At 63.4% G+C, this 25,283-nt stretch carries 29 protein-coding genes; 13 read left to right on the forward strand and 16 right to left on the reverse strand.

All coding sequences use genetic code 11. From position 1 onward, the window contains the following. The first annotated feature begins 52 nt into the window (after positions 1 to 52). From trbB to P2PM1_RS08820, 11 genes are read left to right on the forward strand one after another with little or no spacing between them, the layout of a single operon-like run. Positions 53 to 1,051, forward strand: a complete 999-nt coding sequence (gene trbB, locus P2PM1_RS08770) for a P-type conjugative transfer ATPase TrbB (RefSeq protein ID WP_012092655.1) — start codon at positions 53 to 55, stop codon at positions 1,049 to 1,051. After that, the gene (locus P2PM1_RS08775; RefSeq protein WP_012092656.1) at positions 1,048 to 1,377 is read left to right on the forward strand and encodes a TrbC/VirB2 family protein; all 330 of its coding nucleotides are present in this window, start codon (positions 1,048 to 1,050) and stop codon (positions 1,375 to 1,377) included. The genes trbB and P2PM1_RS08775 overlap by 4 nt, the downstream gene beginning before the upstream one ends. Continuing rightward, positions 1,377 to 1,658 (forward strand): VirB3 family type IV secretion system protein, encoded by a 282-nt coding sequence (locus P2PM1_RS08780; RefSeq protein ID WP_012092657.1) that lies wholly within the window; start codon positions 1,377 to 1,379, stop codon positions 1,656 to 1,658. The genes P2PM1_RS08775 and P2PM1_RS08780 overlap by 1 nt, the downstream gene beginning before the upstream one ends. Before the next feature lie 8 nt (positions 1,659 to 1,666). After that, positions 1,667 to 4,177, forward strand: coding sequence for a conjugal transfer protein TrbE (trbE, locus tag P2PM1_RS08785; RefSeq protein WP_012092658.1), 2,511 nt, complete (start codon positions 1,667 to 1,669; stop codon positions 4,175 to 4,177). Beyond that, the gene (gene trbJ, locus P2PM1_RS08790; RefSeq protein ID WP_012092659.1) at positions 4,174 to 4,956 is read left to right on the forward strand and encodes a P-type conjugative transfer protein TrbJ; all 783 of its coding nucleotides are present in this window, start codon (positions 4,174 to 4,176) and stop codon (positions 4,954 to 4,956) included. The genes trbE and trbJ overlap by 4 nt, the downstream gene beginning before the upstream one ends. Positions 4,957 to 4,972: 16 nt before the next feature. Further along, a complete protein-coding gene (gene trbK-alt, locus P2PM1_RS08795) occupies positions 4,973 to 5,260 on the forward strand; it encodes a putative entry exclusion protein TrbK-alt (RefSeq protein WP_012092660.1) in 288 nt (95 codons plus the stop codon). Between the two features lie 3 nt (positions 5,261 to 5,263). Then, positions 5,264 to 6,622, forward strand: coding sequence for a P-type conjugative transfer protein TrbL (gene trbL, locus P2PM1_RS08800; protein WP_012092661.1), 1,359 nt, complete (start codon positions 5,264 to 5,266; stop codon positions 6,620 to 6,622). Further along, positions 6,619 to 7,308, forward strand: coding sequence for a conjugal transfer protein TrbF (gene trbF / locus P2PM1_RS08805; protein ID WP_012092662.1), 690 nt, complete (start codon positions 6,619 to 6,621; stop codon positions 7,306 to 7,308). The genes trbL and trbF overlap by 4 nt, the downstream gene beginning before the upstream one ends. Continuing rightward, positions 7,305 to 8,333, forward strand: a complete 1,029-nt coding sequence (trbG, locus tag P2PM1_RS08810) for a P-type conjugative transfer protein TrbG (protein ID WP_012092663.1) — start codon at positions 7,305 to 7,307, stop codon at positions 8,331 to 8,333. Before trbF ends, trbG begins: the two co-directional genes overlap by 4 nt. Continuing rightward, positions 8,330 to 9,457 (forward strand): TrbI/VirB10 family protein, encoded by a 1,128-nt coding sequence (locus P2PM1_RS08815; protein ID WP_012092664.1) that lies wholly within the window; start codon positions 8,330 to 8,332, stop codon positions 9,455 to 9,457. Before trbG ends, P2PM1_RS08815 begins: the two co-directional genes overlap by 4 nt. 2 nt (positions 9,458 to 9,459) lie before the next feature. Next, positions 9,460 to 9,699, forward strand: coding sequence for a DUF2274 domain-containing protein (locus tag P2PM1_RS08820; RefSeq protein ID WP_012092665.1), 240 nt, complete (start codon positions 9,460 to 9,462; stop codon positions 9,697 to 9,699). Here P2PM1_RS08820 and P2PM1_RS08825 read toward each other — a convergent pair. The 5 genes from P2PM1_RS08825 to P2PM1_RS25415 all read right to left on the reverse strand — a co-directional run bounded on the left by P2PM1_RS08825 (position 9,653) and on the right by P2PM1_RS25415 (position 14,009). Beyond that, positions 9,653 to 10,600, reverse strand: coding sequence for a LysR family transcriptional regulator (locus tag P2PM1_RS08825; protein ID WP_012092666.1), 948 nt, complete (start codon positions 10,598 to 10,600; stop codon positions 9,653 to 9,655). The genes P2PM1_RS08820 and P2PM1_RS08825 overlap by 47 nt on opposite strands. Continuing rightward, positions 10,600 to 10,776, reverse strand: a complete 177-nt coding sequence (locus P2PM1_RS08830; RefSeq protein WP_012092667.1) for a hypothetical protein — start codon at positions 10,774 to 10,776, stop codon at positions 10,600 to 10,602. Before P2PM1_RS08830 ends, P2PM1_RS08825 begins: the two co-directional genes overlap by 1 nt. A 213-nt stretch (positions 10,777 to 10,989) precedes the next feature. After that, on the reverse strand, positions 10,990 to 11,304 hold the full coding sequence (locus P2PM1_RS08835) for a metalloregulator ArsR/SmtB family transcription factor (protein WP_012092668.1): 315 nt from the start codon (positions 11,302 to 11,304) through the stop codon (positions 10,990 to 10,992). Then, positions 11,301 to 12,347, reverse strand: coding sequence for a cation diffusion facilitator family transporter (locus P2PM1_RS08840; protein ID WP_034658511.1), 1,047 nt, complete (start codon positions 12,345 to 12,347; stop codon positions 11,301 to 11,303). Before P2PM1_RS08840 ends, P2PM1_RS08835 begins: the two co-directional genes overlap by 4 nt. A gap of 156 nt (positions 12,348 to 12,503) precedes the next feature. Then, positions 12,504 to 14,009, reverse strand: coding sequence for an MFS transporter (locus tag P2PM1_RS25415; RefSeq protein WP_012092670.1), 1,506 nt, complete (start codon positions 14,007 to 14,009; stop codon positions 12,504 to 12,506). 469 nt (positions 14,010 to 14,478) lie between these two features. Between P2PM1_RS25415 and P2PM1_RS08850 the strand changes: the two genes are divergently transcribed. Continuing rightward, the gene (locus P2PM1_RS08850; RefSeq protein ID WP_012092671.1) at positions 14,479 to 14,694 is read left to right on the forward strand and encodes a heavy-metal-associated domain-containing protein; all 216 of its coding nucleotides are present in this window, start codon (positions 14,479 to 14,481) and stop codon (positions 14,692 to 14,694) included. Positions 14,695 to 14,775: 81 nt separating this feature from the next. Here P2PM1_RS08850 and P2PM1_RS08855 read toward each other — a convergent pair whose 3' ends face one another. The 9 genes from P2PM1_RS08855 to P2PM1_RS08895 form a co-directional block, all read right to left on the reverse strand. Continuing rightward, the gene (locus P2PM1_RS08855; protein WP_012092672.1) at positions 14,776 to 15,279 is read right to left on the reverse strand and encodes a YqaA family protein; all 504 of its coding nucleotides are present in this window, start codon (positions 15,277 to 15,279) and stop codon (positions 14,776 to 14,778) included. A gap of 68 nt (positions 15,280 to 15,347) precedes the next feature. Next, positions 15,348 to 16,736 carry a DUF305 domain-containing protein gene (locus tag P2PM1_RS08860; protein ID WP_197465310.1) on the reverse strand — a complete coding sequence of 463 codons (1,389 nt, stop codon included), beginning with the start codon at positions 16,734 to 16,736 and terminating at the stop codon, positions 15,348 to 15,350. 283 nt (positions 16,737 to 17,019) lie between these two features. After that, positions 17,020 to 17,430, reverse strand: a complete 411-nt coding sequence (locus P2PM1_RS08865; RefSeq protein ID WP_028034404.1) for a hypothetical protein — start codon at positions 17,428 to 17,430, stop codon at positions 17,020 to 17,022. Beyond that, positions 17,427 to 17,594 (reverse strand): hypothetical protein, encoded by a 168-nt coding sequence (locus P2PM1_RS08870; protein WP_186398809.1) that lies wholly within the window; start codon positions 17,592 to 17,594, stop codon positions 17,427 to 17,429. Before P2PM1_RS08870 ends, P2PM1_RS08865 begins: the two co-directional genes overlap by 4 nt. Before the next feature lie 14 nt (positions 17,595 to 17,608). Continuing rightward, positions 17,609 to 18,097, reverse strand: a complete 489-nt coding sequence (locus P2PM1_RS08875; protein WP_012092675.1) for a DUF411 domain-containing protein — start codon at positions 18,095 to 18,097, stop codon at positions 17,609 to 17,611. A gap of 300 nt (positions 18,098 to 18,397) precedes the next feature. Then, a complete protein-coding gene (locus P2PM1_RS08880; protein ID WP_012092676.1) occupies positions 18,398 to 20,785 on the reverse strand; it encodes a heavy metal translocating P-type ATPase in 2,388 nt (795 codons plus the stop codon). A 105-nt stretch (positions 20,786 to 20,890) separates the two neighbouring features. Continuing rightward, the gene (locus P2PM1_RS08885) at positions 20,891 to 21,862 is read right to left on the reverse strand and encodes a cation diffusion facilitator family transporter (protein ID WP_012092677.1); all 972 of its coding nucleotides are present in this window, start codon (positions 21,860 to 21,862) and stop codon (positions 20,891 to 20,893) included. A gap of 63 nt (positions 21,863 to 21,925) precedes the next feature. Further along, positions 21,926 to 23,434, reverse strand: coding sequence for a multicopper oxidase family protein (locus P2PM1_RS08890; RefSeq protein ID WP_012092678.1), 1,509 nt, complete (start codon positions 23,432 to 23,434; stop codon positions 21,926 to 21,928). 73 nt (positions 23,435 to 23,507) lie between these two features. Next, positions 23,508 to 23,984, reverse strand: a complete 477-nt coding sequence (locus tag P2PM1_RS08895; protein WP_197057541.1) for a hypothetical protein — start codon at positions 23,982 to 23,984, stop codon at positions 23,508 to 23,510. Here P2PM1_RS08895 and P2PM1_RS08900 point away from each other — a divergent pair. Next, positions 23,983 to 24,444 (forward strand): cytochrome c, encoded by a 462-nt coding sequence (locus tag P2PM1_RS08900; RefSeq protein WP_028034407.1) that lies wholly within the window; start codon positions 23,983 to 23,985, stop codon positions 24,442 to 24,444. The two genes, P2PM1_RS08895 and P2PM1_RS08900, sit on opposite strands and share 2 nt — an antisense overlap. A 106-nt stretch (positions 24,445 to 24,550) precedes the next feature. Here the strand turns inward: P2PM1_RS08900 and P2PM1_RS08905 are convergent, their stop codons facing one another. Then, a complete protein-coding gene (locus tag P2PM1_RS08905; RefSeq protein ID WP_028034408.1) occupies positions 24,551 to 24,757 on the reverse strand; it encodes a hypothetical protein in 207 nt (68 codons plus the stop codon). 2 nt (positions 24,758 to 24,759) lie between these two features. Next, positions 24,760 to 25,275 carry a Cu(I)-responsive transcriptional regulator gene (cueR, locus tag P2PM1_RS08910; RefSeq protein WP_012092680.1) on the reverse strand — a complete coding sequence of 172 codons (516 nt, stop codon included), beginning with the start codon at positions 25,273 to 25,275 and terminating at the stop codon, positions 24,760 to 24,762. Between the last annotated feature and the right edge of the window lie 8 nt (positions 25,276 to 25,283).

A 25,283-nucleotide genomic window follows, 5' to 3' on the forward strand; every position in this document is an offset into this window, starting at 1 on the left:
GTGATCCCCATCCGGGGATCGTCTCTCGCCTCCCCGGTGGAACGGGGACGAGATGCCAGGCATCAACCACAAACAGGCAAATGTGGACCGCGGCGCGCGCATGCTCCGGACAGCGCTCGGGCCTGCCATCTCAACCCTGCTGCAAGACCCGTCTGTCGTCGAGGTCATGCTGAACCCGGACGGACGCATCTGGGTGGACCGGCTGTCCGAAGGGTTGGCCGATACGGGCGAAATACTGTCCGCCGCTGACGGTGAGCGCATCGTGCGGCTGGTCGCCCACCATGTCGGCGTCGAAGTCCATGCGCGCAGCCCGCGCGTCTCGGCCGAACTGCCCGAAACCGGCGAGCGCTTCGAGGGGTTGCTGCCGCCGGTCGTGTCCGCACCCGCCTTCGCCATCCGCAAGCCCGCGGTCGCAGTATTCACGCTAGACGACTATGTGGCCGCCGGCATCATGTCCGCCGATCAGGCGGAAACGCTCCGCGCGGCCGTCGCGTCCCGCGCCAACATCCTTGTCGCAGGCGGCACGTCCACCGGTAAAACGACGCTGACCAATGCGCTGCTCGCCGAGGTGGCGAAGACGCAGGATCGGGTCGTCATCATCGAGGACACCCGCGAACTGCAATGCGCAGCGTCGAATCTCGTGGCGATGCGCACCAAGGATGGTGTCGCCACCTTGTCGGAACTGGTGCGGTCTTCGCTGCGCCTGCGTCCGGACCGCATTCCGATCGGTGAGGTGCGCGGCGCCGAGGCGCTCGATCTCCTCAAAGCCTGGGGCACCGGCCATCCGGGCGGCATCGGCACCATCCATGCTGGTTCCGGCATCGGCGCCCTGCGCCGCCTCGAACAACTCATCCAGGAAGCCGTCGTCACTGTGCCGCGCGCGATGATCGCGGAGACCATCGACCTCGTGGCCGTCCTCGCTGGCCGCGGCTCCGCGCGCCGGCTGGCCGAACTTGCCTGCGTCGAAGGGCTCGGCCCCGACGGCGATTACCGGATTTCCCTCGCTTTTCCCGACACCTCAATCCCTCACGTTCCAGGAGAACCTGCATGATCCGTTGCGCCGTTCGTATCCGTCATCATCTGGCGACCGCCGCCGCCTTCACCTGGGCGAGCCTGATGACTGCCCCCGCCCAAGCGTCTGGCTCCTCCATGCCCTGGGAAGCGCCGCTGCAATCCATCCTTGAATCCGTCGAAGGCCCGGTGGCCAAGATCGTGGCAGTGATCATCATCATCGTCACCGGCCTGACGCTCGCATTCGGCGATACCGGCGGCGGCTTCCGTCGCCTCATCCAGATCGTCTTCGGTATCTCCATCGCCTTCGCGGCGTCCAGCTTCTTCCTCTCGTTCTTCAGCTTCGGCGGCGGAGCGCTGGTCTGATGGCGGTGAGTTTCGAGGCGCTCGACGCGGTTCCGGGATTCAGTGTGCCGGTTCACCGCGCCCTGACCGAACCGATCCTGCTTGGCGGAGCGCCACGCTCCGTCGCGATCCTCAATGGCACGCTGGCCGGAGCCGTGGGCCTCGGCCTCCAGCTCTGGCTGGCCGGCATCCTGATCTGGGCCGTCGGTCACATCGCCGCCGTCTGGGCCGCCAAGCGCGATCCGCTCTTCGTCGAGGTCGCGCGCCGCCACCTCCGCATCCCCGGTCATCTTTCGGTGTGAGGAAGCCCATGATGAATCTCGCCGAATACCGCCGTACCGCATCCCGCCTCGCCGATTACCTTCCCTGGGTAGCGCTGGTCGGCTTCGGCGTTGTCCTCAACAAGGACGGCTCGTTCCAGCGCACCGCGAAGTTTCGCGGTCCCGATCTGGATTCCGCCGTCGCGGCCGAGCTGGTCGCGGTCGCTGGCCGCCTTAACAATGCCTTCCGTCGCCTCGGCTCCGGCTGGGCGATCTTCGTCGAAGCACAGCGGTCGGAAGCCGCCACCTATCCGGCGAGCCGCTTCCCCGATCCCGCATCGGCGCTGGTCGATGCCGAGCGCAAGGCCGATTTCGAGGAGAAAGGCAGCCATTTCGTCTCTGGCTATTTCCTGACCTTCCTCTGGCTTCCGCCCGCCGAGGATGCCGCCCGCTCCGAGTCCTGGCTTTACGAGGGCCGCGAAACGTCGAGCGTGAACCCTTGGGAACTGGTGCGCGGCTTTGCCGACCGCACCGACCGCGTGCTGGCGCTGCTCGACGGTTTTATGCCGGAATGCCGCTGGCTCGATGACGCCGGGACGCTGACTTACCTGCATTCGACGATTTCGATCAACCGGCATCGCGTCCGCGTGCCCGAAACCCCGACCTATCTCGATGCGCTGCTGGCCGATCAGCCGCTGACCGGCGGGCTGGAGCCGCGCCTGGGCAATCAGCATCTCCGGGTGCTGACGATCACCGGCTTTCCGGCAACCACCACCCCCGGCCTGCTCGACGAAATGAACCGGTTGGCCTTTCCCTATCGCTGGTCGACCCGCGCCATCCTCATGGACAAGACCGATGCGACCCGGCTGCTGACGAAGATCAGGCGCCAGTGGTTCGCCAAGCGCAAGTCGATTGCCGCCATCCTGAAAGAGGTGATGACCAACGAGCAATCCGCGCTCGTCGACACCGACGCCGCCAACAAGGCGGCCGATGCCGACATGGCCCTGCAGGAACTTGGCGCCGACATGGCGGGCATGGCCTATGTCACGGCGACCGTCACCGTTTGGGACGAGGACGCCCGCCGCGCCGACGAAAAGCTGCGGCTGGTCGAGAAGATCATCCAGTCCCGCGATTTCAGCGTCATGGTCGAAACGGTCAACGCCGTCGACGCCTGGCTCGGCAGCTTGCCCGGACATGCCTATGCGAATGTCCGGCAACCGCCGGTCTCGACGCTCAACCTTGCCCACATGGTCCCTTCGTCCGCCGTGTGGGCGGGACCGGAACGGGACGATCACTTCGGCGCGCCCCCGCTGCTGTATGGCAGGACCGAAGGATCGACCCCGTTCCGGTTTTCCCTCCATGTCGGCGATGTCGGCCATACGCTTGTCGTCGGGCCGACGGGTGCCGGCAAATCGGTGCTGCTGGCGCTAATGGCCTTGCAGTTCCGGCGCTACGCGCGCTCACAGGTCTTTGCCTTCGATTTCGGCGGCTCGATCCGGGCCTGCGCCCTCGCGATGCAAGGTGACTGGCACGATCTTGGTGGCGAGCTGACCGACGCTTCCGAAACATCCGTCTCGCTGCAACCTCTGGCGCGCATTCACGAGACGGCCGAACGCGCCTGGGCCGCCGACTGGATCGTGGCGATCCTGACGCGCGAGAACATCCAGATCACCCCGGAGGTGAAGGAGCACATCTGGACGGCCCTGACCTCGCTCGCCTCCGCCCCGGTCGGGGAACGCACCATCACCGGCCTCGCCGTGCTGCTCCAGTCGAATGATCTGAAACAGGCGCTCCGCGCCTATTGCGTCGGTGGTCCCTATGGCCGGCTGCTCGATGCGGAGACCGAACATCTTGGTTCAGCAGACGTGCAGGCATTCGAAATCGAGGGCCTTGTCGGGACCGGCGCGGCGCCCGCGGTCCTCTCTTATCTCTTCCACCGCATCGGCGACCGGCTAGACGGGTGGCCCACGCTGCTGATCATCGACGAGGGCTGGCTGGCGCTCGACGACGAAGGCTTCGCGGACCAACTCAGGGAATGGCTCAAAACCCTGCGAAAGAAGAACGCCAGCGTCATCTTCGCCACGCAGTCACTGTCCGACATCGACAATTCAGCCATCGCGCCGGCGATCATCGAAAGCTGCCCAACGCGGCTGTTGCTGCCCAACGAGCGCGCCATCGAACCCCAGATCACCGCGATCTATCGCCGTTTCGGCCTCAATGACAGGCAGATCGAGATCCTCGCACGGGCCACGCCCAAGCGGGACTACTACTGCCAGTCGCGGCGCGGCAACCGCCTGTTTGACCTCGGATTGTCGGAAGTCGGGCTGGCGCTTTGCGCCGCATCGGCCAAATCCGATCAGGCCCTGATCAGCGAAATCCTCACCGAGCATGGCCGCGACGGGTTCCTCGCCGCCTGGCTCAAGGCGCGTGGCGTCGAATGGGCCGCAGAACTGATCCCGGACCTCAGCAATCTCGCGACCGAAAGCGAGGATCTGCCGTCCGTCATTTTCGATGAGGACGCGTTCGAGCTCACCCTGGAAGAAGAGGAAAGTACCCCATGACGCGCACAAAGACCCGGATTTCCCGCATGGCCAGCGCTTCGGCGCTCGCCCTTTCGCTTGCCGCGCCGCTGGCGCTCGCGCCGGACTTCATCACCCCGGCCCATGCCTTCTTCGGCGGGTTCGGCCGGATCGTCTATGATCCGACCAACCACGCGGAGAATCTGCTGACCGCCGCCCGTACGCTGGAGCAGATCAACAACCAGATCACCTCGCTTCAGAACGAGGCGCAGATGCTGATCAACCAGGCCCGCAATCTCGCGAGCCTGCCTCACAGCTCGCTTCAGGCGCTTCAGCAGAACGTCCAGCGGACCCAGCAGCTTCTCGGGCAGGCCCAGAACATTGCGTTCGACGTTCAGAACATCGATCAGATGTTCCAGCAGGACTACGGCAAGCTGTCTTTGACCGCGACCGACACCCAGATGATCGCCGATGCGCGCTCGCGCTGGGAAAACACCGTCGGCGGCCTGCAGGACGCCATGCGCGTCCAGGCCGGCGTCGTCGGCAATATCGACAGCAATCGCACGCAAATGTCGGAGCTTGTCGGCCAAAGCCAGGGGGCGACCGGCGCGCTTCAGGCGACCCAGGCTGGCAACCAGCTTCTCGCCCTCCAGTCGCAGCAGCTTTCGGACCTGATCGCTGTCATCTCGGCCAATGGCCGGGCGAATGCCTTGACCGAGGCCGAACGCGCCACGGCAGCCGAACAGGGACGCATTCAGCGCGAGCGTTTCCTGACGCCGGGGTCAGGCTATCAGCCCGGCAACGCGCGAATGTTCAACTGAGGAAAGGAGGCGGAGTATGGAGGGGAAGGTGCTGGCCCGGATCGCGGCCATTGTGTTCGTGGCCGTGGCCATCACGGCGGCGATCATCGAGATGTCGCGTGAGGAAGGCCCCGCGCCAGCACCTTCCGTCCCAGCGCTTCAGCCCGCCACCGATCCGCTGCGTCTGGAACAGCGGCGTTGCCAGGCATTGGGCGAGGCGGCGGCCAATGATGCCGACTGCCTCCGAACCTGGGCCGAGACCCGCGATCGCTTCCTCGGCAAGACACCCGCGCCAGCGACCCCCGCACAGAACGGGAGACCGTGAGCCATGGGCGGAACGGGGGTCATCGATAATTTTCTCGGCATCTTCACCAGCTATATCGACTCCGGCTTCGGCCTGCTCGGCGGCGAGGTGGCGTTTATCGCCACGACGCTGATCGTCATCGACGTGACGCTCGCCGCACTGTTCTGGGCCTGGGGCGCCGACGGCGACATCATTGCGCGGTTGGTGAAAAAGACGCTGTTCGTCGGCGTCTTCGCCTATCTCATCAGCAACTGGAACAATCTCGCACGGATCGTCTTCGAGAGCTTCGCCGGGCTCGGGCTCATGGCGTCCGGCACTGGCTTCTCGGTTGCCGATCTGCTGCGCCCCGGCCGCGTTGCCCAAACCGGGCTGGACGCCGGTCGCCCGCTGCTGGAATCTATTTCGGACCTGATGGGCTGGATCGCCTTCTTCGAGAACTTCATCCAGATCGCGTGCCTGTTGTTCGCCTGGGCGCTGGTGGTGCTGGCCTTTTTCATCCTGGCAATCCAGCTTTTCGTCACGCTGATCGAGTTCAAGCTGACCACGCTGGCCGGCTTCGTGCTGATTCCATTCGGCCTGTTCGGCAAGACCGCCTTCATGGCCGAGCGGGTGCTGGGCAATGTGATCTCCAGCGGTATCAAGGTGCTGGTCCTCGCCGTCATCATCGGCATCGGCTCCACGCTCTTCGGCCAGTTTACCGCAGGCTTCGGCGGTGCGACCCCGACAATCGACGACGCCATGGCGATCGTGCTGGCAGCCCTTTCCCTTCTCGGCCTCGGCATCTTCGGCCCCGGCATCGCCACCGGCCTCGTCTCCGGAGGCCCGCAACTCAGTGCCGGCGCCGCCGTCGGGACTGGCCTTGCGGTTGGCGGCGCTGCGATCGCAGCCGGTGGCGCGACCATGCTCGCGGCGCGGGGTGGCGCAGCCGCACTCTCGGGCGGGGCAGCACTTGCCCGCGGCGGTGCCTCGGCCGCCGGTGCGGCTTCGTCCGCCTATACCCTCGGCTCCTTGGGCGGGTCCGGCACGGCCGGGGTCGCCTCCGGCCTTGGCGGTGTGGCGCGCGCCGGAGCCTCCGCCGCCGTTTCACCACTCAAGCGCGCCGCCTCCCGCGCCAGCGACAGCCTGAAATCCAGCTATTCCGATGGTGCGAAAGCCGGATTCGCGGCATCCGGCGGCACGTCGACCATGGGCACCGTCGGCAGAGATTCGTCGCCTGCGCCGTCAACCCCCTCAACCCCTGATGGGCCGCCGGCCTGGGCGCAGCAGATGCGGCGTGGCCGGGCCATGAGCCACGGCGTCACGGCTGCTGCTCATGCTGTCCGATCCGGCGACAGCCACGGCGGCGGCTCCTCCGTCAGCCTTTCCGAAAGTGACCGCACATGAACATCTTCAAACGACCGACGACCCATTACGGCAAGGTGCCGGAACCCGAGACTCCCTATCAAAAAGCCGCACAGGTCTGGGACGAACGCATCGGCTCGGCCCGCGTGCAGGCGAAGAACTGGCGCTATATGGCGTTCGGCTGTCTGATCCTCTCGGCCGGCTTTGCCGCCGCGCTCGTCTGGCAATCGGCGCGTGGAACCGTCGTGCCCTGGGTGGTGCAGGTGGACAATCTCGGTCAGGCGCAGGCTGTCGCGCCCGCGAACGCCGATTATCGCCCGACCGATCCGCAGATCGCCTTCCATCTCGGCCGCTTCATCGAGCAGGTCCGCGCGATCCCGGCGGACGCGATCATCGTCCGGCAGAACTGGCTTCGGGCTTACGAGTTCACCACCGACCGGGGCGCGGCGGCCTTGAACGATTATGCGCGGGCCAACGATCCCTTCACCAAGGTCGGCCGCCAGCAGATCGCCGTCGAGGTGTCGAGCGTCATCCGGGCTTCGCCGGACAGTTTCCGCGTCGCCTGGACCGAACGCCATTTCGAGAACGGCCAGCTTTCCACGACCGAGCGATGGACCGCGATCCTGACTGTCGTGATCCAGCCCCCGCGCGATGCCGAACGATTACGCGCCAATCCGCTGGGAATCTACATCAACGCAATTTCATGGTCGCGGGAGATGAGCCAATGACCCGCACGACTTTCCGTAGAGCCGGTTTTCCGGTTTTCCGTAAACCCGCTTTCGCGGCTTTGCTGCTTTCCGCGACCATGTTGGCCGGCTGCGCGACCAACCGGACGCCGCAATTCAACTATGACGCCGACGTGCCGCCGCTGCCCACCGTGCAGACGGTCGCCACCGACGACCGGCCCCGGCCGCTTCACACGCCGCCGGCCTGGACGGTCGCGCGGGGCGGAACTGCTGCCAGCACTCCGGACGGCCGTGTCGAAAACGCCAATGCCGCCGCCCGTGTCGAACCTCGCCGTGAGGGCTATTACAACGCCATCCAGATTTATCCGTGGAGCGAAGGCGCGCTCTATCAGGTCTATGCGGCCCCCGGCCAGATCACAAATATCGCGCTGGCGCCGGGCGAAAGCCTGACCGGCGCGGGACCTATTGCGGCCGGGGATACGACACGATGGATCATTGGCGACACCGAATCCGGTTCGGGCGCGAACCGCCGCGTCCACATCCTCGTGAAGCCGACACGCCCGGACATTTCCACCAACCTTGTCGTGACCACCGACCGGCGCACCTACATGATCGAGCTGCGCGCGCGGGAATCGCTCTACATGCCTTCCGTCGCATGGGCCTATCCCGCGGCGCCGGCGGGAAGCCGTGCCACCACGCCCGCCGCGCCCATCATCCCCGCCGAGGCGGCGCGGAACTATCGCTACGGATTGCAGGTGCGGGGCGACAGCCCGCCATGGCGGCCGCTCTCCGTCTTCGACGATGGCCGCCGCGTCTATGTCATTTTCTCGCGCGGCATCGTGCAGGGCGAAATGCCGCCTTTGTTCGTCATCGGGTCGGACGGAGAAACGCAGATCGTCAACAGCCGTGTCCACCAGAATGTCCTGATCGTGGACCGCCTGTTCGGTGCGGCCGAACTGCGCCTTGGCAGCGGCGATCGGCAGCAAGTGGTCAGGATCGTCCGCATCAACCCGACGCAGGCCGCAGCAGAACCAGCCAGCACGACCACGGGAGGATCGTCGTCATGAGCGATACCGATACCGCCGCCCCCATGCGCCTGCGCGCCGAGCCGCCTCGTGTCACCCGCCTGTCCCGAAAGTTGCTGGCAAGCGTTGGCGCGGTCGCGCTTCTCGGCATCGCCGGAACCTTGATCTATGCGCTCCAGACCCGCGATGCGGGGCCGGGTGGCGGCGAACTCTATTCGACCGAAAACCGACCCACGGCTGACGGCCTCGCCGGTCTGCCGCGCGACTATACCGGCCCCGTCCTGGGACCGGCATTGCCGGGCGACCTTGGCCGTCCGATCCTCGACGCGCAGAACCGGGGGCAGCCAGTCGCGCCTCCGGCAATCACCACACCAGCCGTCGATCCCGAAGAGGAGCGCCGCCGCGCCGAGGAAGAGGCCGCGCGCTTGAGCAACGTGTTCTTCCAGTCCGGGTCGCGTTCTGGCGGGACAGCGGGAACGGCCATGCCAGGAATAGCCGGGATAGGCTTGCAGCCGGACGGCACAGGGCAGAACAGGCACGCGGCTTTCCTCAATAGCCCGGTCGACCGACAGACGGTTGCGCCAGATCGCGTCACGCCGCCGGCATCGCCCTACATCCTTCAGGCTGGAGCCGTCATTCCGGCCGCACTCATCACCGGAATCCGCTCCGATCTGCCGGGCCAGATCACCGCGCAGGTCACCGAAAACGTCTATGACAGCCCGACCGGCTCGCTGCTTCTGATCCCGCAGGGAACGCGCATCATCGGCCAATATGATGACGGCGTGACCTTCGGCCAGCGCCGCGTCCTGCTGGTGTGGAATCGCCTGATCCTGCCGGGCGGCCGCTCCATCGTTCTGGAGCGCCTGCCGGGCGCGGACGCTTCCGGTTACGCCGGGCTTGAGGATGGCGTCGATTATCACTGGTGGGATCTGATGAAAGCGGCAGGGCTTTCCACACTGCTCGCGGTCGGTACAGAGCTGGCGACCAGCGACGAGGACCGGTTGATCCGCGCCATTCGCGACGGCGCACAGGATACCGTCAATCAGGCCGGGCAGCAGATCGTCCAGCGCCAATTGCAGGTCGCGCCGACGCTCACCATCCGGCCCGGCTTTCCGGTCAGGATTATTGTGACCCGCGACCTGGTATTCGAGCCCGCAGGAGGTTGAGCATGACAAAACTGAAACTCGGTCCCATCGTCGAGGACAAGCCCGTCAAGGTTACGGTAGAGCTGCCGGGGCCGCTTCATCGCGATCTTGCGACCTATGCCGAGGTGCTGGCCCGCGAGACCGGCCAACCCGCCGCTGATCCTGTCAGGCTGATCGTGCCAATGTTGGAGCGCTTTATCGCCACTGACAGGGGGTTCACGAAAGCACGGCGCTCCGTCCTGTCTCCGAAGTCGCAGGTCTGACGGCCATTGCTTTCGCCAGACTGAGAAAGCGACGGAAGGCGGGATTGTCGTTGCTCGCCGACCAGACGGCCGAAAAGGGCAGAACCTCGCCGAGGATCGGTCGGTAAACCACACCCGGAAATTGTGCGACGGTGATGGCTTCGCTCACCAAAGTCAGCCCTCGGCCGAGGGCGACAAGCGGCACCAGATTATCCCGACCGACATATTGCACCTGGATCTCGGGATGCCTGCCGAGATCCGCCAGCCGCCGCACCAGATGATCGTAAATTTCCTGTCCCGGAGCAGTCTCGCTGACGATAAAGGACTCGTCGGCCAGATCGCGCCATACGACTTCCTCCCTGTTGGCTAAGGCATGATGGTCAGGCAAGACCACGAACACACGCTCCGACCACAAGAGGACGCGTTCGCAATCCGGCCAGTCTCGTGTTCCAGTGATGAAGGCGACGTCGAGATTGAGTTGCCGGATCGCTGCGACATGCTCTGCGGGGTTCCCGTCAGCCACTTCGATTCTCACCGCGCTATGTCGCCTGCCGTAAACTTCCAGCAACTCCGCCAAAAAGCCGGAAGCGATCGAGGAATAAATACCGATCCGGACACGTCCCTTTTCAGAACGACCTGCGGAGGCAACCTCTCGAGCGCCTTCTCCAACAGTCCTGATGACCCTGCGGGCGTGTACGAGGAATCGCTGGCCGGCATAGGTTTGCGATACGCCCCATGTATGCCGGTGAAACAAGGAGGCGCCAATCTCGTCTTCCAGCTTGGCAATGGACCGACTGATTGCAGCTTGCGACCGTCCAACCGCAGCTCCTGCTTTGCGAAAGCTGCCATGCTCGACCACAGCCACGAAATAGCGGAGATGGCGAAGCTCGACTTTATCCGAACACTTGACCCCTTTCCGCATTATGCGGCCACCTTGCTTCTGGTCGCCAACATCAATGTCTGGAGAAAGCCCAAACGAATCCGTATGTCGGCACCATCATCGAGGTCCGCGGCATCATCTGCATAAACGTACCCTTCCGCGATCAGCGAGCCGAATAATTTGTCGACGGACGAACGGTTCTTCGCTTGGTCCTTCATTTCTGCCGCCTTGCATTGACGAAACGGGTATCAAGCAAGATCGTGCAGCCTCCAACCATTGGAAGGTCAAGACCGAAATTGCTTAAGTCCCGGTCTTAACCGCAGCGTGAAGATTGCCCTGTCGGCGATAAGTGCTGCTGCCTGCTTCAACGAACGCATTAGCGGCCCGCTCTTCAGCGGTACAGGCATCACATCGCCAAGAAGCCTTGTTTGTCAGTCATCAAAGTGCTCCTCGTCGATGTGGGTTGCCATGTCGATCAGCATGTCGCTCACGTGACTGTCTGCCACTTCGTAGAAAACCTGCTTTGACCGACGCTCCCCCCTGACGAGCCGTGCACCTCTGAGCAGGCGTAAATGGTGGCTAACCAGTGTCTGCGACAGTCCCAGGCTCTCAACAATGTCGCCGACGGACTTTGGACCCGGCAGGCAAAAGAGCAGAATTCTCAGCCGTGTAGGATCGCCCAGCAGGCGAAAAGTCTCTGCCAGTACGGTTACGTCGTTCTGCGACAGGGACGGGGCTTGCTTCAACGTTCATGCTCCTGCTTGCTGTGGACATGCTCAGGCCCATGGTTGTGGTGATGCCCATCATGGTCGTGTCGATCCCCATGCGCGTGCCCCGTCAAGGCAGAGGCTTGCGACAGGCTGCACGCGTCCGCATCGTCATTCCAGTCGATGGCGATGGTCGGATGTTCGATCTTAAACTGTGACTTCAACTCACGCTCGACCGCGCGCATCACCGAGCGAGCATCGACATCGGCTTTCGGCCGCACATGTAGGGTGGCCAAGGTCCGCCCGGACGTGATCGACCAGACATGGATGTGGCTCACCGACGCCACGCCAGCGATGTTCTCGACAAGATGGCGTTCGATCTTCTCGGGCGTCGCGTTATCTGGCGCACCTTCAAGCAGGATATGTATCGACTTGCCGAGGAGATTCCACGCGGCGCGCAGGATCAGCAGGGAGACAAACACCGAGAGGATAGGATCGATCAGCGTCCAACCCGTGTACATGATCACGATGGCGGCTGAAACCGCTGCCACAGAGCCGAGGAGGTCGCCCAACACATGAAGGATGGCACCCTTGATGTTCACGTGCTCGGTATCTCCGCGCGTCAGAATCCAGAACACGAGAATATTGATGAGGAGCCCCGCAATGGCGACGCCAAGCATCGGACCCGCGAGGATAACATGCGGTTCCTGAAAGCGCTGCCAGGCTTCATAGACAATCCAGACGACGATCGCGAATAGCGTGATTGCGTTGATAAAACCGGCAAGGACCTCGAAACGCAGATAGCCAAAGGTCCGCTTGGAGTCTGCCGCCCGCCGTCCGAACCGAAAGGCGGCATAAGCTAGCGCCAGCGCAGCCGCGTCGCTCAGCATATGTCCAGCGTCGGCGAGCAGCGCCAGCGATCCTGAGATCAGACCGCCGATCACCTCCACGATCATGAACGTGAGGATCAGGAAGAACGAGAGAAGGACCTTGCGCTCATTATCGCTCGTGACGGTCGGCGCATGGGAGTGATCATGGGAATGGTCATCATGAGAATGACCATGGCTGTGTGAATGGGACATTTCAGGGCTCATGCGGTTGACATACAACACATGAATATGTGTTCATATGTTGTATGTCAACCGCTCCGCTTGCAATTCGTCCAAGCAGGCGTCTGCGCAAGGCCTACGGCGGGTAGCGCGCCACGGAACCGCGCCGTAGGCTTAATGACTATCCTGTCAATGGACAGCGATCGTGCCGGTAGAAACCTGTCCCCTCTTAGCGTTGACCAGAACCGCGGCAATGACTGCGGCAATCACGAGGGCAGCTCCAGCTCCCGCAAGCGCAAGACCATAACCGTGGATCAGCGCATCGCTGGCCGATCTCACTAGCCCGGCGTCACCCGTCTCCCGCCCGCGATAGAGGGCGGCGAGTGCACCCGGCAACCTGCCAGCCGTGGCAGAGACTGCGATGGTCGAAAGGACGGCCAGCCCCAAGGCGACGCCGATCTGTTGCGAGGCGTTGAAGAGCGCCGATGCGATGCCCGTCTCCTGTGTCTGCACGCCTTTGACGGCGGTCAGCGCCAGTGCAATCACGGCCCCCACGAAACCGAAAGCGGTGAGGAAGGCCGCGGGCATGAAGTGCCACATATAGTTGAGTTCCTGTCCGATATTGGCGAGCCAGAACAAGGCAGCGCCGCCTATTAGTGCGGCGGGCGCTGCCACCTCGCGCGGCGCAAACCGCGTGACAAGCTTGGAACTGACAATGGCCCCAACGATAATACCCGCACCGAATGGCAGGAACGCCAGCGCGGTCATGATCGGGCTGTAGCCGAGGATGTGCTGCAAATAGAGCGTCAGCAGATAGATCATCCCCATCGGACCGAAGCCCAGCAGCAGCATGGCGAGGTAGGAACCCGCCCGGTTGCGCTCCTTGAACAGACGTGGCGGCAGAAGCGGGTCTTTGCTGCGCGACTGCAAGATCAGGAACAGCGGCAGCAGGATCGCGGCGGTAGCGAACGAGGCGAGCGTGATGCTGTCCGTCCAGCCATGTTCGCCGCCACGGGTGATCCCATAGACGAGCGCGGCCATGCCCACAATGCTGGTGAGCGCGCCGGTGAAGTCCGGGCGGCCTTTGTGCAGTTCCGCCTCGACAAGCGTTCTTGACCCCGCCAGCACAGCCAGGCCGATGGGAATGTTGATGAAGAAGGCCCAGCGCCAGCCCAGCAGCCCCGTCAGCAGCCCGCCGAGGATCAGCCCGGCGATGATACCAAGGCCGGACATTGCTCCGTAAACGGCCATCGCTCCGTTGCGCGCCTTGCCTTCGGGGAAGGTCGTCGCGATCAAGGCAAGAGCATTGGGGGCCGTCAGCGCCGCACCCACGCCCTGTAGACCGCGTGACGCGATTATGCTCATGCTGTCCTGGGCAAGCCCGACGAACAGGGAAGCAATGGTGAAGATCGCCATGCCCGCCTGCAGCATGCGCCGCCGGCCATAGATATCGCCCAACCTGCCGCCGAACAGCAGCAGTCCACCAAAGGCGAGAACGTAGGCGTTGATCACCCAAGGCAGGCTCGCAGCCGACATTCCGAGTTCGTTCTGGAGTGTCGGCAGGGCGATGTTCGCGATGGTATCGTCAAGCACCACCATGAGCTGAGCCGTCGCAATGACGGCCAGCGGCAATGTCGTGCTTGCAGGTGACGAAGCCACCGGAGGCTTCGGCGTTTGGGGGGAGAGCGTAGACATCCGGAGTTCCTGTTATTTTTCATGGGGCGTTCAGATGTCGCAGACCCCTAATCCTTCCAACGGCTGGAAGGTCAAGAACAAATTGCTTCCCAAATCCGCTGAAACTTGATCTATAAGCCGATGAGCTGCACATCGCCCACATTTTGCATGCGAGAAGCGCCGATCAGGCAATGGCGATCAGTGGTCTAGCTGGCCATGACATGACCAGATTCGTCGTTCACGGACGGGCCGAGCGGCCTGGCGCGGCAGGAACGGGCGGCGGTCAGACGGTCCTAGCAGCAAATTCGCCGGAACAAGGTTCGTCTTGACATGCTTCCTTCCTGATCCATTGCACCCCAGATGGGGCTTCCAACAATGGGAAGGTCAAGGCCGCCTTGGCCGCGATATCATTTTTCCTCGTTGACCCTTGACCTTGCCAACGTGGCAAGGACCAGATTTGTCCGTGAACGCCCAACAGAGGAGAGTTCGCATGTTCCGATTCACTGCTCCCGACATGACTTGCGGCGGCTGCGCGCGCCGGGTCAACAACGCGCTTCTGAGCGTCGATCCGGCGGCTGATGTCACCACCAATCCACCCACCCGCGAAGTGACGGTCACCACGAAGGTGGACGAGCAGGTACTCCCCGCCGCCTTAACCGAGGCAGGCTATCCGGCCGAACGCAAGGACCAGTCGGCGGCCGCGTGAGGCTTCTGGGCGCGGTGGCGGCTCGGCTGCGCCCCTTCGTCTCCGCCATTCTCAACAGCTCGACTCGACGTGCAAGTACACTCAAGAACCGCTCCACCAGAGAAATGCGCCGGCGACAAAGAGATAGCGTGCCGCTTTGCCGATCGACACGAATATGAGAAAACGAGAAAGGTCAACTCGCAGTGCTCCTGCCACAACTGTCAGCGGATCGCCGATAATCGGCAGCCAGGACAAGAGTAGAGACCACACGCCATAACGTCCGTACCAATCTGATGCACGGCTAAATGACCTGTCGTCAATCGGAAACCAGCGATGGTCTCGAAACCCTGAGAGGAACCTGCCCAGCGCCCAGTTCACCAAGGAGCCGAGCACATTTCCTGCCGTTGCGACGCCCACTAGGGTGACGAGGTTGGCCTGTCCCATTGTTAGAAGAGTCAGGAGCGCTGCCTCGGACGACCCTGGTAGGAGGGTCGCCGACGTGAACGCGCTTACGAAAAGGGCGGCATATGCGACAAGATCAGTTCCGATGTCTGCAACCAATGCCGTGCTGCCTCGAAGTTCGTCATGCACGCCGGCTCTGCTCATCGACGCCAATAGCTATTCTCAATTCTCAAGTCTGGCGCCAGAGCTGTTTCGCTCCGGCGCCGCGCTGCTTACTGGTTCGATCCGGCGTAGACTATGCCGTTCGGGCGATCGCCGACCGGCACGGTCTTGAGCACTTCCTGGCTCGCCACGTCGATGATCGAAACGCTGTCATCGGCAATGTTCGTTACGAACACGAATGCCCCGTCAGCCGATGCCGAGACGCCGTGGGCGCCGCTCCCGGTGGTGATCGTCTCGATCACGTTTCCGGACTCAATCTCGATCACGGAGACCGTGTCGTTCGGTTCCGCCTCGGTGCCCTGATTGGCCACATAGACGTAGGCTCCATCCGGGGTGGCGAACATCTGGATCGGGTTCGGCCCGACGTCGATCCTGTTCGTCACCTCGCGGGATGCGGTGTCGATGACGGCCACCCGGTTCTCGTCTCGAAGAGAGACGTAGACCTGATCGCCCGAGGGCGTGAACCCGACCTGAACAGGCGCTGCGCCCACCGGAATGCGCGCAACCTCGGTCAGCTCCTGCGTGTCGATGACGGAGACCGAGCCGTCCTCGACATTGGCCACATAGAGCTCGCTCTCATCCGGGTTGAGGCGCAGCCCGTGCGGATAGGCTCCGGTCGTGATGTGCTCGATCACCGAAGCCGCTGCGAGATCAACGACCGCAATCTCGTTCCCGCCGGACAGCGAAACATAGGCGCGGCCGCTACGATCGGCGACGACATGCGCCGGATGCGCACCGACTTCTACAGTGCCGACGGGTTGTGACAGCTGCTGCGGATCGAGCACCACCAGAAGCCCGTTGCCGGCATCGGCATGTCCCTGGTCATCCGATCCGTGAGCGTGATCGGAGGCAGCGCTCCCGACGGCGAGCAACAGCCTCCCGTCCGGTGTCCGATCGACATTGTGCGGTGAGACTCCGATCTGCACCGTCTCGACCGAACCCGTGCCGAGTTCGATGGCGCTGATCGAATTGTCGCCCTCGTTGGCGGAGTACACGGTTCCGCCTGTCTCGACCAAGCCGGCAGGCTGCTGGCCGGCATTCCTGTCCAGCCACGCCTGCATTTCGGCGATCTCACGTTCCTGTGCTTCAATGATCTGAGACGCCCACTCTCTTGTCTGCGGGTCATCTCCGTATCGCTGCACGATCTTCGCCATGTCGACCGCACCCTGATGGTGCGGGATCATGCCCCGGATGAAAGCGACGTCCGGGTCCTCGGCCATGACGCCCTCCATCATCGGACCGTGCATCTCCTCCATCGCATCGACATAGGCCTTGGTGAAGTCGGCGACATCGGCGTCGGCTGGAGCCGACTCTCCGCCTTGGGGAGCGGCCATCCCACCGTGCATCATGCCGCCCTGCATCATCTGCTGCATGGCGTCCATGCACGCTTGGGGCATGGTCTCCATCATGGCCCGGCATTCCTTCGGCATGTCCTGCATCGAAGGCATCTGTCCTGAAGGGGACATGGAGGCAGGGGCCCGTTCCTCCTGGGCCTGCGGCGTCTGAGGGTGATGGGCGTCATGCTCTGCCTGCTGCGCCAGAGCAGCGCCGGAGACTCCCATCAAGAGACTGGCAGAAAGGGCAACTATTGTTCGGTACGTCATGGTTCATCCTTTGGCACCGGAGAGCCGCGTCTAATTTCTGGACGCGCGCCTACCGTGGCTTCGTCTGACTGTTTGCTGCTTGAGTGCCGAGAAGAACACCTCCCGGCCGATGCGTTCACTACGCAGGGGCGGTCAGACGCGGTGGTGTCAGGAGGACTGAAGGATTTCGGCCCAGATCGCTGGCCTGGAAACCGAGCAATGGCTCGCCGTCCGAGGATGGCATCACAGGCGGCGCCTCGGGTAGCAGGGCAACAATGGTGCAGAGCTGGCCGCAATCGCGGTCCGGCGCCGTTTCAGTGTGACAGCATCGTTCGTCCGCAGCCTTGCTTCGGTCGTCGGAGTAATTCGAATGGGCCTCATGCTGTGCACCCGCAACGGTCTGATCCTGATACGAGCCGTGTGTGCCCGGGCTGGCATGCGCCGCTGCCAGGAAAACAAAAGCGCTGAACGCAAGCAGCAGCAGGCCTGTCAGGAACTGGCGGAGCCAGTCGCCTTTCGATCCGAAAGCCGCAGTCGAGCTCCTGCTCATGGCTTGGCTTCTTTGTCGAGGTCGGGATGGAGAGTTGCCACGCACCAGATGACATCCTTGCGGCCGTCAGTATCCGAGCCCAGGCAACCAGAGCTCCTGACAAAGGCAGGGTCTGCCCCGCAGGCCCGGTTCTGGATCGGACTGATGGCGACCGGATGGATCATGAGCACCGTTCCACTCAGATCTCCCGCGCGCCGCGGAAACGCCCGAAGGTTTTCTGGACGGAAGGGCCGAACAGGAACACCTCGTATGGCTCGGGGACCACGCCGGGAAAGTCCATGCCGGGGGAGCCGGCGGGCATTCCGGGAACCGCAAGCCCTGTCGCGAGCGGGCGCGCGGCCAGGAGGCGGCGAAGCGCGGCGGCCGGCACATGTCCTTCGATGACATAGCCGTCCACTTCGGCCGTATGGCAGGAGTACAACGCCGCCGGGACGCCGAGCCGCTGCTTGAGGCTTTCGACCTCGCTCGATTCCACGACGCTCACCGGGAAGCCGGCCGCCTCGATATGCTCGACCCATGCGCCGCAGCACCCGCAATTCGTATCCTTGGTGACGGTCACCAGAGGCAGTCCTGCCGAGCGAACCGTTCCCGCCGTTGAGAGCAGGAGGGGGAACGCGGTGGCGCTGGCGAGGAAGGAGCGCCTGCTGATCATATGGATGGTTTGCATCTCAGTTCCTCCATCTGGGCCGCAACTTCGTCAAAGCTGGATCACCGGAAAAATACGTATTTGATCAAAGCGGCGGCGGTAAGGAGCACGAGCACCAGAAGAACGATGCCCCACATCATCCCGCCCGACATCATGACATTGCATCATGGCCTGTTCTGCCCTTCCGTCGCAAAGATACTCATAGCGGCCCCCTTCGCCGCAGACTTTGACTTAGCGCAAGGATGGGACGGTATCCGGGCTGTTGGCGCCACCATCGTCACCAATTTTTCCAGATGGAGGACCTTCGCCCACGTCAGCCTCCTACAATCTCGTGACCCGCAGCCGGGAGGCGTTCGCGATGACGCTCACCGACGACAGCGCCATGGCGGCGGCCGCGATGATCGGCGACAGCAGGATGTCGAAGAACGGGTAGAGCACCCCGGCCGCCACCGGCACGCCGAGCGCGTTGTAAATGAAGGCGAAGAATAGGTTCTGGCGGATGTTGCGCATGACAGCCTCCGAGAGCCGGCGCGCGCGGACGATGCCCGTGAGATCGCCCTTGAGCAATGTGACGCCTGCGCTTTCCATTGCCACATCGGTACCGGTGCCCATGGCGATGCCCACATCGGCCGCCGCCAGCGCCGGTGCGTCGTTCACGCCGTCGCCTGCCATCGCCACCACCTCGCCTGCCGCCTTGTGACGCTGCACGACCGCGCTTTTCTGGTCGGGCAGGACCTCGGCCTCGACCTCGTCGATGCCGAGCCGGCGGGCGACCGCCTTGGCCGTGGTCCAGTTATCACCCGTAAGCATGACAACGCGGATTCCCTGCGCCTTCAGCGCGGCAAGCGCCTCGGGCGTCGAGGGCTTGACCGGATCGGCGATGGCGAAGATGGCAGCGATGCGGTTGTCCACTCCCATGAAGATCGCGGTTGCCCCGTCCTCGCGCAGCCGGTCGGCCTCATCCGCCAGTGGGGCGACATCAACGCCTTGCTCGGCTAGGAACTTGGCATTTCCAAGGGGAATGCGCTTGCCTTCGACCGTGCCGTAGGCGCCTTTGCCGGTCGGCGAGTCGAAATCCGCGACCGGTGCGGTCACGATCCCCCGCTCCTCGGCAGCGCGAACGATGGCCAGCGCCAGCGGATGCTCGCTGGCCCGCTCCACGCTGGCGGCAAGCCGCAAAGCCTCGTCCTCGGTGAACCCCGGCGCCGGCACGATTGCGGTGACGGCGGGTCGTCCCTCGGTCAGCGTACCGGTCTTGTCGACTATGATGGTATCGACCTTCTCCATATGCTCCAGCGCCTCGGCGTTCTTGATCAGCACGCCCGCCTGTGCGCCACGCCCGACGCCGACCATGATCGACATCGGCGTTGCCAGCCCGAGCGCACAGGGACAGGCGATGATCAGCACGGAAACCGCCGCGATCAGACCGAAGGAGAAGCGCGGCTCCGGACCCCAGATCGACCAGGTTATGAAGGCAAGGATTGCGACCACGATCACCGCCGGCACGAACCAGCCCGACACCTGATCGGCGAGGCGCTGGATCGGCGCGCGACTACGCTGCGCCTCGGCGACGAGCTGGACGATCTGCGACAGCATGGTGTCGCGGCCGACCTTCTTCGCCTCGATCACCAGCGCGCCGGACTGGTTCATGGTGCCGCCGATGGCGGTGGCGCCGACCTCCTTGGTGACCGGCATCGACTCGCCAGTCACCATCGATTCATCGACGGCGCTGCGTCCTTCCAGAACTTCGCCATCGACCGGCACCTTCTCGCCGGGACGCACCCGCAGGCGGTCGCCGACCCGAACGGTGTCGAGTTGAACCTCCTCCTCGGTGCCGTCGTCACGAATGATCCGGGCGGTCTTGGGGGCGAGGTCGAGCAGCGCCCGGATCGCGCCGCTGGTGCTCTCGCGCGCCCGCAATTCCAACACCTGCCCGAGCAGCACGAGCACAGTGATGACCGCGGCCGCCTCGAAATAGACCGCGACCGAGCCGTCATGCTGGCGGAATGCATCTGGGAAGATGCCCGGCGCCAGCGTGGCGACGACGCTGTATATCCACGCCGTTCCCGTGCCCATGGCGATCAGTGTAAACATGTTGAGGCTGCGGTTGACGAGCGACTGCCAGCCACGCTGGAAGAACGGCCAGCCCGCCCAGAGAACGACCGGCGTTGCGAGGATCAGTTGCAGCCAGTTCGAGACCTGCTGCCCGATGGCATGAGTCAGCCCGAACAGATGCCCGCCCATCTCGAGAATGAACACCGGGATCGCCAGAACGAGGCCGATCCAGAAGCGGCGTGTCATGTCGATCAGTTCGACATTGGGCTCGGCCTCAAGGCTGACCAGTACCGGCTCCAGCGCCATGCCGCAGATCGGGCATGATCCGGGGCCGTCCTGCCGGATCTCAGGATGCATCGGGCAGGTATAGACCGTCCCCTCGAGAATCGGTACTACCTCCGCCGCCGCCGGATCGAGATAGCTTTCGGGCTCGGCCAGGAACTTCGCGCGGCACCCGGCCGAGCAGAAATAATAGGGCCGGCCCGCATGCTCGGCCTTGTGCTGGGCCGTGTGGGGATCGACAATCATGCCGCAGACCGGGTCCTTGACCTTGTGCGTGTCGTCCTGCGCGACGGCCCCGTGATCATGCGCATGACCTTGGGCGGAATGAGCGTGACTCTGATTCTGGTGATCGTGTTCGGTCTTGCTGGCCATTTTCACGCCTCCTCGGCGTCTTATCCTAAGCTTGCTCTTCGCCTATTCTGCGCCTTCCAACCGTTGGAAGGTCAAGAGGTGATCGGAATCCGGGGTTCCTGCCAATCAGTGATTGTCGTGGATCTTTCCGATGCTGGTCCGTTCTTGCCCCGTCTGAGACTGCATGATGTCAATCTCGGCCGCAGAGTCCTCGCCGTCGAGGCAGTATTCCTCGATCTGCAACGTCGAGAAGTAGATGTTGAAACGCTCGCGCAGGAGATTGCTTGCTTGTCGCAGCACCCGTTCGCCTTCCTGAAAGTCCCCAACGCAGACGTGGCTTGAGAATACATTGCGCCCGGATGTCAGACTCCAGGCATGGACGTGGTGCACGTCGGTAACCCCCTCTAGCTGCCGTATGGCCTCGATGGCGGCCTCCAAGTCGAGGTCTTCGGGCGTGCCTTGCAGCAGGATGTGCAATGCCTCGCGCATAATACCCCAGGAAGCCCAGAGCAGCAGCAGTCCGAAGGCCATGCCAAGCAGCGGATCGATGGCCACAAAGCCCGTGAATCGGATCACCAGCGCCGAGACGATGATGAGGAAGCTGCCGACGAAGGTCTGCAGGATGTGCCAATACGCACCCCGCATATTCAGGTTGTCCTTCTGGCGCTCGTACATGAGCCAGAGCGCGACAAGCTCGGTGGCGATGCCGCCCGCTGCGGCGATCAACATCGGCGTCGTGGCCAGTTCGATGGGCTCCATGAGGCGCATCGCGCCCATCCACAGCACGTAGAGAGCCATGGCGACGAGGAAGAGGCCGTTGAAGAGGGCCCCCAGGATCTCCGCCCGAATGTAGCCGAAGGTGCGCGAGGGGCTGGATTTTCGCTCACCCAGACGCATGGCGACCAGCGCAATGAGCACGCCGCCCACGGCCGAGAAGGTGTGGAAGGCATCCGACATGACGGCGACTGAGCCCGTCCAGATGCCGATCCCGAGTTCCACGATGAAGTAAAGGCCGGTAAGCCAGCCCGAAATGACGAGCGCTTTGCGATCACCACTCGCCGGCATGTGGCCGGCATGACCGCCGTGAGACATTGACATAGGGTTCACCTCCTTGTTGCACAGGAGGACGCCGGTGCCGGCGTCCTCCTGCCAGCACGCTGCCTATGCGCTGACCGCGAATTCGGTCATCATGCCTGTTTCAAGATGCGGCATGTGATGGCAATGCAGCATCCAGCGCGCGGCTTCTCCGGCATCGAGTGCCACGTCGACCATCGACATCGGCGGCACATACACCGTGTCCCGCTGCGCGCCCGTGACCGCACGTCCATTCAGCCCGACGACCTGGAACACATGGCCGTGGAGATGCATCGGGTGACCCATCATCGACATATTGTGGAAGGACAGCACGATCCGTTCGCCGCGCCTCGCGGTAACCGGGCGATGCTGGCCCCAGACGGCACCGTTGATCGTCCACACATAGGGCTGCATCGAGCCGCCCAGCATCACCATGTGGCTGCGGTCCACCGGCCGCTCCGGCAAGGATTCGGAAGCGATCAGGCGCGTCTCCTGCGCAAGGTCGGTGTCAAAGGCCGGTGCTTCGGTCTCTGCCAAAGCATCAATGTGCCGTATCTCGGCGCCCGGAGTGGCAAGGATCAGACCGGTGCGCTCCCGCGCGCCTTCTCGCAGCGCGAGGATCGGCCAGGCACCGCCCTCCGAAGGCAGGTCGATCTCAAGGTCGAGCCGTTGGCCCATGGCCAGACCGAACCTCGTGCCGGAGAGCGGCTGAACGGCATGGCCATCAACCGCGACGAGCCGGGCCTGCGCTTCGCCGGTGTCGAGCCAGAACACCGTCGCCGCAGCGGCGTTGATGACCCGCAGGCGGATACGCCCGCCGCGCTCGACCTGCACCACTTCCGGGTCCGAGAGCGTACGATCATTGGCAAGATAGGCGTCCCAGTCGTAGTCGTTGAGGTCCATCGTCATGCCGTCCATGGTCCCCATTCCCATCATGCCGCCCTTGGCGCCGTGATCCATGCCAGTCATCGGCATGTTTCCCATCGCGCCGTGGTTCATACCTGACATTCCGCCCGTGCCTGTGCCTGTGCCGCTTCCGTGATTGCCCGTGGCACCATGGCCGGACTTGATCTCCGCCATCACCTCTTCGGGTGCCTTGAATGAGAAATCATGCAGAAACAGTACCACCTCCTGCCGGTCAGCGGCGACATCCTCGGCGCTGCGCACGATCAGGGGCGCGGCCAGAAGGCGCATCTCGTGCAGCGGAACATGCGCGTGCATCCAATAGGTGCCGGGCAGCGGTGCGAAGTCATAGGCGCGAGTCTCGCCGGGGGCGAGCATCGGCAAGGGCATGTCGGGCACGCCATCCTGCGCATTGGGCGGGATCTGGCCGTGCCAGTGGATCAGTGTGGCGGTGTCGAGTTCGTTCGTTAGATCCACCCGGAACGGCATGCCGGGATCGAGTGTCAGGCCCTGTCCGGATGGCCCGGCAAGGCCCCAGACAGTGGCGGCGCGTCCGTCGATGTCGAGCGTGCGGCTGGCGGCGCGAAGCGATAGCGGCGTGGCGTCCTGCGCTGCCGCCATCCGGGGCACCTGAGCGTAGGCCAGCATGGCCGCGCCAGCGGCGAGAAAGCCGCGTCGTGAAAGGGTATTCATGGTCGTCTCCTCGGGACCGCAGTCCCGTTCCTCAAAGCTGTCGGAAGGCCGCGGGCCGAATGCCCGGGCGCGATCAGAGGAGACGGATCTTCGGAGGGCGTTCGTTCAGTCCGAGCGCCCGACCGGGAATGCTGGCATCAGGCGGCAGAACATAGGCGGTTGACGTGTATTGGTTTCCAGAACCACCGCTCGGTGATACGAGAAAGATTGAAAAACCTGCACAAACCAGTTCACAGGTTCCCGCATCCATGTCTGCCGATCCGCAGTGTTTGCTGGTGCATGCAGGCTCAATGCCGGCTGCAGAGTTTGTAATCTCGCCCACATGCACAGCCTGTTCCGGCGGTATGCTCATTCGTGCCGCGTGCGCGGAGAATGCCATCGTCATGACGGCGACGCCGATTATGGCAAGCATGGAGACAACGCGCGCAAACATACTGGAACGATAGGTACTACTCACCGGAATGTCTATTGCAAATGGTGTCGCACCACTGGCAAATCCTCCTTGCCATCTCGTGCGTTGCAATTCCTCGTTACTGAACATGCGTGCCATGCGAAAGAAGCTCCTAAATACATTCTGGGCAGGGTCGCTCCTCGCAGGTGCGATCGTGGCGACATTGGCTGGGTGGCATTACGCCCGTTCCGAATCCATCGCTGCGGCATCAGCGGAGGTCGTCGAGCAGGGCCGACAAGTCTATGCGGATCAATGCGCGTCTTGCCACGGTGCGAATCTCGAAGGGCAGCCGGACTGGCGCTCGCCGCCTCCCTCCGGTCGGCTGCCCGCACCGCCGCACGACGAGAGCGGCCACACCTGGCACCATGCCGATGAGATGCTGTTCCGCATCGTCAAGGAGGGTACAGCGGCCATCGTCGGAGGGAGCTATGAGAGCGACATGCCTGGTTTTGCCGATGCCCTGAGCGACGGCGAGATCCGGGCTGTCCTCGCTTTTATTAAGAGTACTTGGCCGGAACGAGAGCGCGGATATCAGGAGGAGGTCTCCCGCCGCCGCTGAGTTTCGGAGTCCCGCCTACGCGGGCAGTTGTTGACCTGCGAAGTCGGCATTGACCCGTCCCGTTTCCGGCTCATCCATCCTTGGGCCTCATTGAACGGATGATGTCCTAGTGATGCCGCTGACATTTTTTCGGAGGCACAGGAAGTTCTCCGATAGCCAGATAAGCTTGAGACAACGGCTTGTGCGAAGCTGCGACGCCGAGCCCTCGCGCATCAATCAGTTCAAGAGCCTGCAATAGCTTCTCGGCAACTTCCATGTCGCCGTCCGAACATGCCCGTTTGAACAGGTGCAGGATTTCGCCGGCAAGCGTCATGGCTATTGCTCCCTGGCACCGTGACCGCTTCTTTCCGCCTTCGCCGACACGACGGGCCTCGTGTGCTCGAACCTGTTCCCTGTCGCGCCGGAACGATCGCGGGTGTGTGTGGGGCTGGTCTCAGGGTCATCAGTCGTCGCCAACTCATCGATGATCGGGCAGTCCGGCCGGGCATTGCCCCGGCAGTTCTCGGCAAGGTGCTTGAGCGTCATGCTCATCTCCCTGAGTTCACGCGCCTTCCGTTCAAGTTCTTCGACATGCTCGAGCGCCACGCGCTTGACGTCCGCGCTCGCCCGGTCTCGGTCTCGCCAGAGCGCAAGCAGTTCCGTCATTTTCTCGACCGAGAAACCGAGATCGCGCGCACGCCTGATAAAACGCAACGTATGCACGTCCTTATCGGAGTAATCCCGGTATCCGCTATCCGTCCGCGACGCTTCCGCGATCAATCCGATCGATTCGTAGTAGCGGATCATCTTCGCCGAGACGCCTGATGCCGCCGCTGCTTTACCGATGTTCATCGCTGGTT

The sequence above is a fragment of the Stappia sp. P2PMeth1 genome (assembly GCF_900185735.1).
In the GTDB taxonomy this organism is placed as follows: Bacteria; Pseudomonadota; Alphaproteobacteria; order Rhizobiales; family Stappiaceae; genus Stappia.

What these genes read in the sequence shown, in the direction of transcription:
- P2PM1_RS08870 (WP_186398809.1), bottom strand. Translation starts at nt 17,594, where the DNA reads ATGATCCATCCGGTCGCCATCAGTCCGATCCAGAACCGGGCCTGCGGG.
- P2PM1_RS08780 (WP_012092657.1), top strand. Translation starts at nt 1,377, where the DNA reads ATGGCGGTGAGTTTCGAGGCGCTCGACGCGGTTCCGGGATTCAGTGTG.
- trbK-alt (WP_012092660.1), top strand. Translation starts at nt 4,973, where the DNA reads ATGGAGGGGAAGGTGCTGGCCCGGATCGCGGCCATTGTGTTCGTGGCC.
- P2PM1_RS08825 (WP_012092666.1), bottom strand. Translation starts at nt 10,600, where the DNA reads ATGCGGAAAGGGGTCAAGTGTTCGGATAAAGTCGAGCTTCGCCATCTC.
- P2PM1_RS08905 (WP_028034408.1), bottom strand. Translation starts at nt 24,757, where the DNA reads ATGACGCTTGCCGGCGAAATCCTGCACCTGTTCAAACGGGCATGTTCG.
- P2PM1_RS08850 (WP_012092671.1), top strand. Translation starts at nt 14,479, where the DNA reads ATGTTCCGATTCACTGCTCCCGACATGACTTGCGGCGGCTGCGCGCGC.
- trbG (WP_012092663.1), top strand. Translation starts at nt 7,305, where the DNA reads ATGACCCGCACGACTTTCCGTAGAGCCGGTTTTCCGGTTTTCCGTAAA.
- P2PM1_RS08860 (WP_197465310.1), bottom strand. Translation starts at nt 16,736, where the DNA reads ATGCAGGACATGCCGAAGGAATGCCGGGCCATGATGGAGACCATGCCC.
- P2PM1_RS08900 (WP_028034407.1), top strand. Translation starts at nt 23,983, where the DNA reads ATGCGAAAGAAGCTCCTAAATACATTCTGGGCAGGGTCGCTCCTCGCA.
- P2PM1_RS08880 (WP_012092676.1), bottom strand. Translation starts at nt 20,785, where the DNA reads ATGGCCAGCAAGACCGAACACGATCACCAGAATCAGAGTCACGCTCAT.
- P2PM1_RS08885 (WP_012092677.1), bottom strand. Translation starts at nt 21,862, where the DNA reads ATGTCAATGTCTCACGGCGGTCATGCCGGCCACATGCCGGCGAGTGGT.
- P2PM1_RS08815 (WP_012092664.1), top strand. Translation starts at nt 8,330, where the DNA reads ATGAGCGATACCGATACCGCCGCCCCCATGCGCCTGCGCGCCGAGCCG.
- trbF (WP_012092662.1), top strand. Translation starts at nt 6,619, where the DNA reads ATGAACATCTTCAAACGACCGACGACCCATTACGGCAAGGTGCCGGAA.
- P2PM1_RS08875 (WP_012092675.1), bottom strand. Translation starts at nt 18,097, where the DNA reads ATGCAAACCATCCATATGATCAGCAGGCGCTCCTTCCTCGCCAGCGCC.
- trbB (WP_012092655.1), top strand. Translation starts at nt 53, where the DNA reads ATGCCAGGCATCAACCACAAACAGGCAAATGTGGACCGCGGCGCGCGC.
- cueR (WP_012092680.1), bottom strand. Translation starts at nt 25,275, where the DNA reads ATGAACATCGGTAAAGCAGCGGCGGCATCAGGCGTCTCGGCGAAGATG.
- P2PM1_RS08895 (WP_197057541.1), bottom strand. Translation starts at nt 23,984, where the DNA reads ATGGCACGCATGTTCAGTAACGAGGAATTGCAACGCACGAGATGGCAA.
- trbL (WP_012092661.1), top strand. Translation starts at nt 5,264, where the DNA reads ATGGGCGGAACGGGGGTCATCGATAATTTTCTCGGCATCTTCACCAGC.
- P2PM1_RS08830 (WP_012092667.1), bottom strand. Translation starts at nt 10,776, where the DNA reads ATGAAGGACCAAGCGAAGAACCGTTCGTCCGTCGACAAATTATTCGGC.
- trbE (WP_012092658.1), top strand. Translation starts at nt 1,667, where the DNA reads ATGATGAATCTCGCCGAATACCGCCGTACCGCATCCCGCCTCGCCGAT.
- trbJ (WP_012092659.1), top strand. Translation starts at nt 4,174, where the DNA reads ATGACGCGCACAAAGACCCGGATTTCCCGCATGGCCAGCGCTTCGGCG.
- P2PM1_RS08775 (WP_012092656.1), top strand. Translation starts at nt 1,048, where the DNA reads ATGATCCGTTGCGCCGTTCGTATCCGTCATCATCTGGCGACCGCCGCC.
- P2PM1_RS08820 (WP_012092665.1), top strand. Translation starts at nt 9,460, where the DNA reads ATGACAAAACTGAAACTCGGTCCCATCGTCGAGGACAAGCCCGTCAAG.
- P2PM1_RS08865 (WP_028034404.1), bottom strand. Translation starts at nt 17,430, where the DNA reads ATGAGCAGGAGCTCGACTGCGGCTTTCGGATCGAAAGGCGACTGGCTC.
- P2PM1_RS25415 (WP_012092670.1), bottom strand. Translation starts at nt 14,009, where the DNA reads ATGTCTACGCTCTCCCCCCAAACGCCGAAGCCTCCGGTGGCTTCGTCA.
- P2PM1_RS08855 (WP_012092672.1), bottom strand. Translation starts at nt 15,279, where the DNA reads ATGAGCAGAGCCGGCGTGCATGACGAACTTCGAGGCAGCACGGCATTG.
- P2PM1_RS08890 (WP_012092678.1), bottom strand. Translation starts at nt 23,434, where the DNA reads ATGAATACCCTTTCACGACGCGGCTTTCTCGCCGCTGGCGCGGCCATG.
- P2PM1_RS08840 (WP_034658511.1), bottom strand. Translation starts at nt 12,347, where the DNA reads ATGTCCCATTCACACAGCCATGGTCATTCTCATGATGACCATTCCCAT.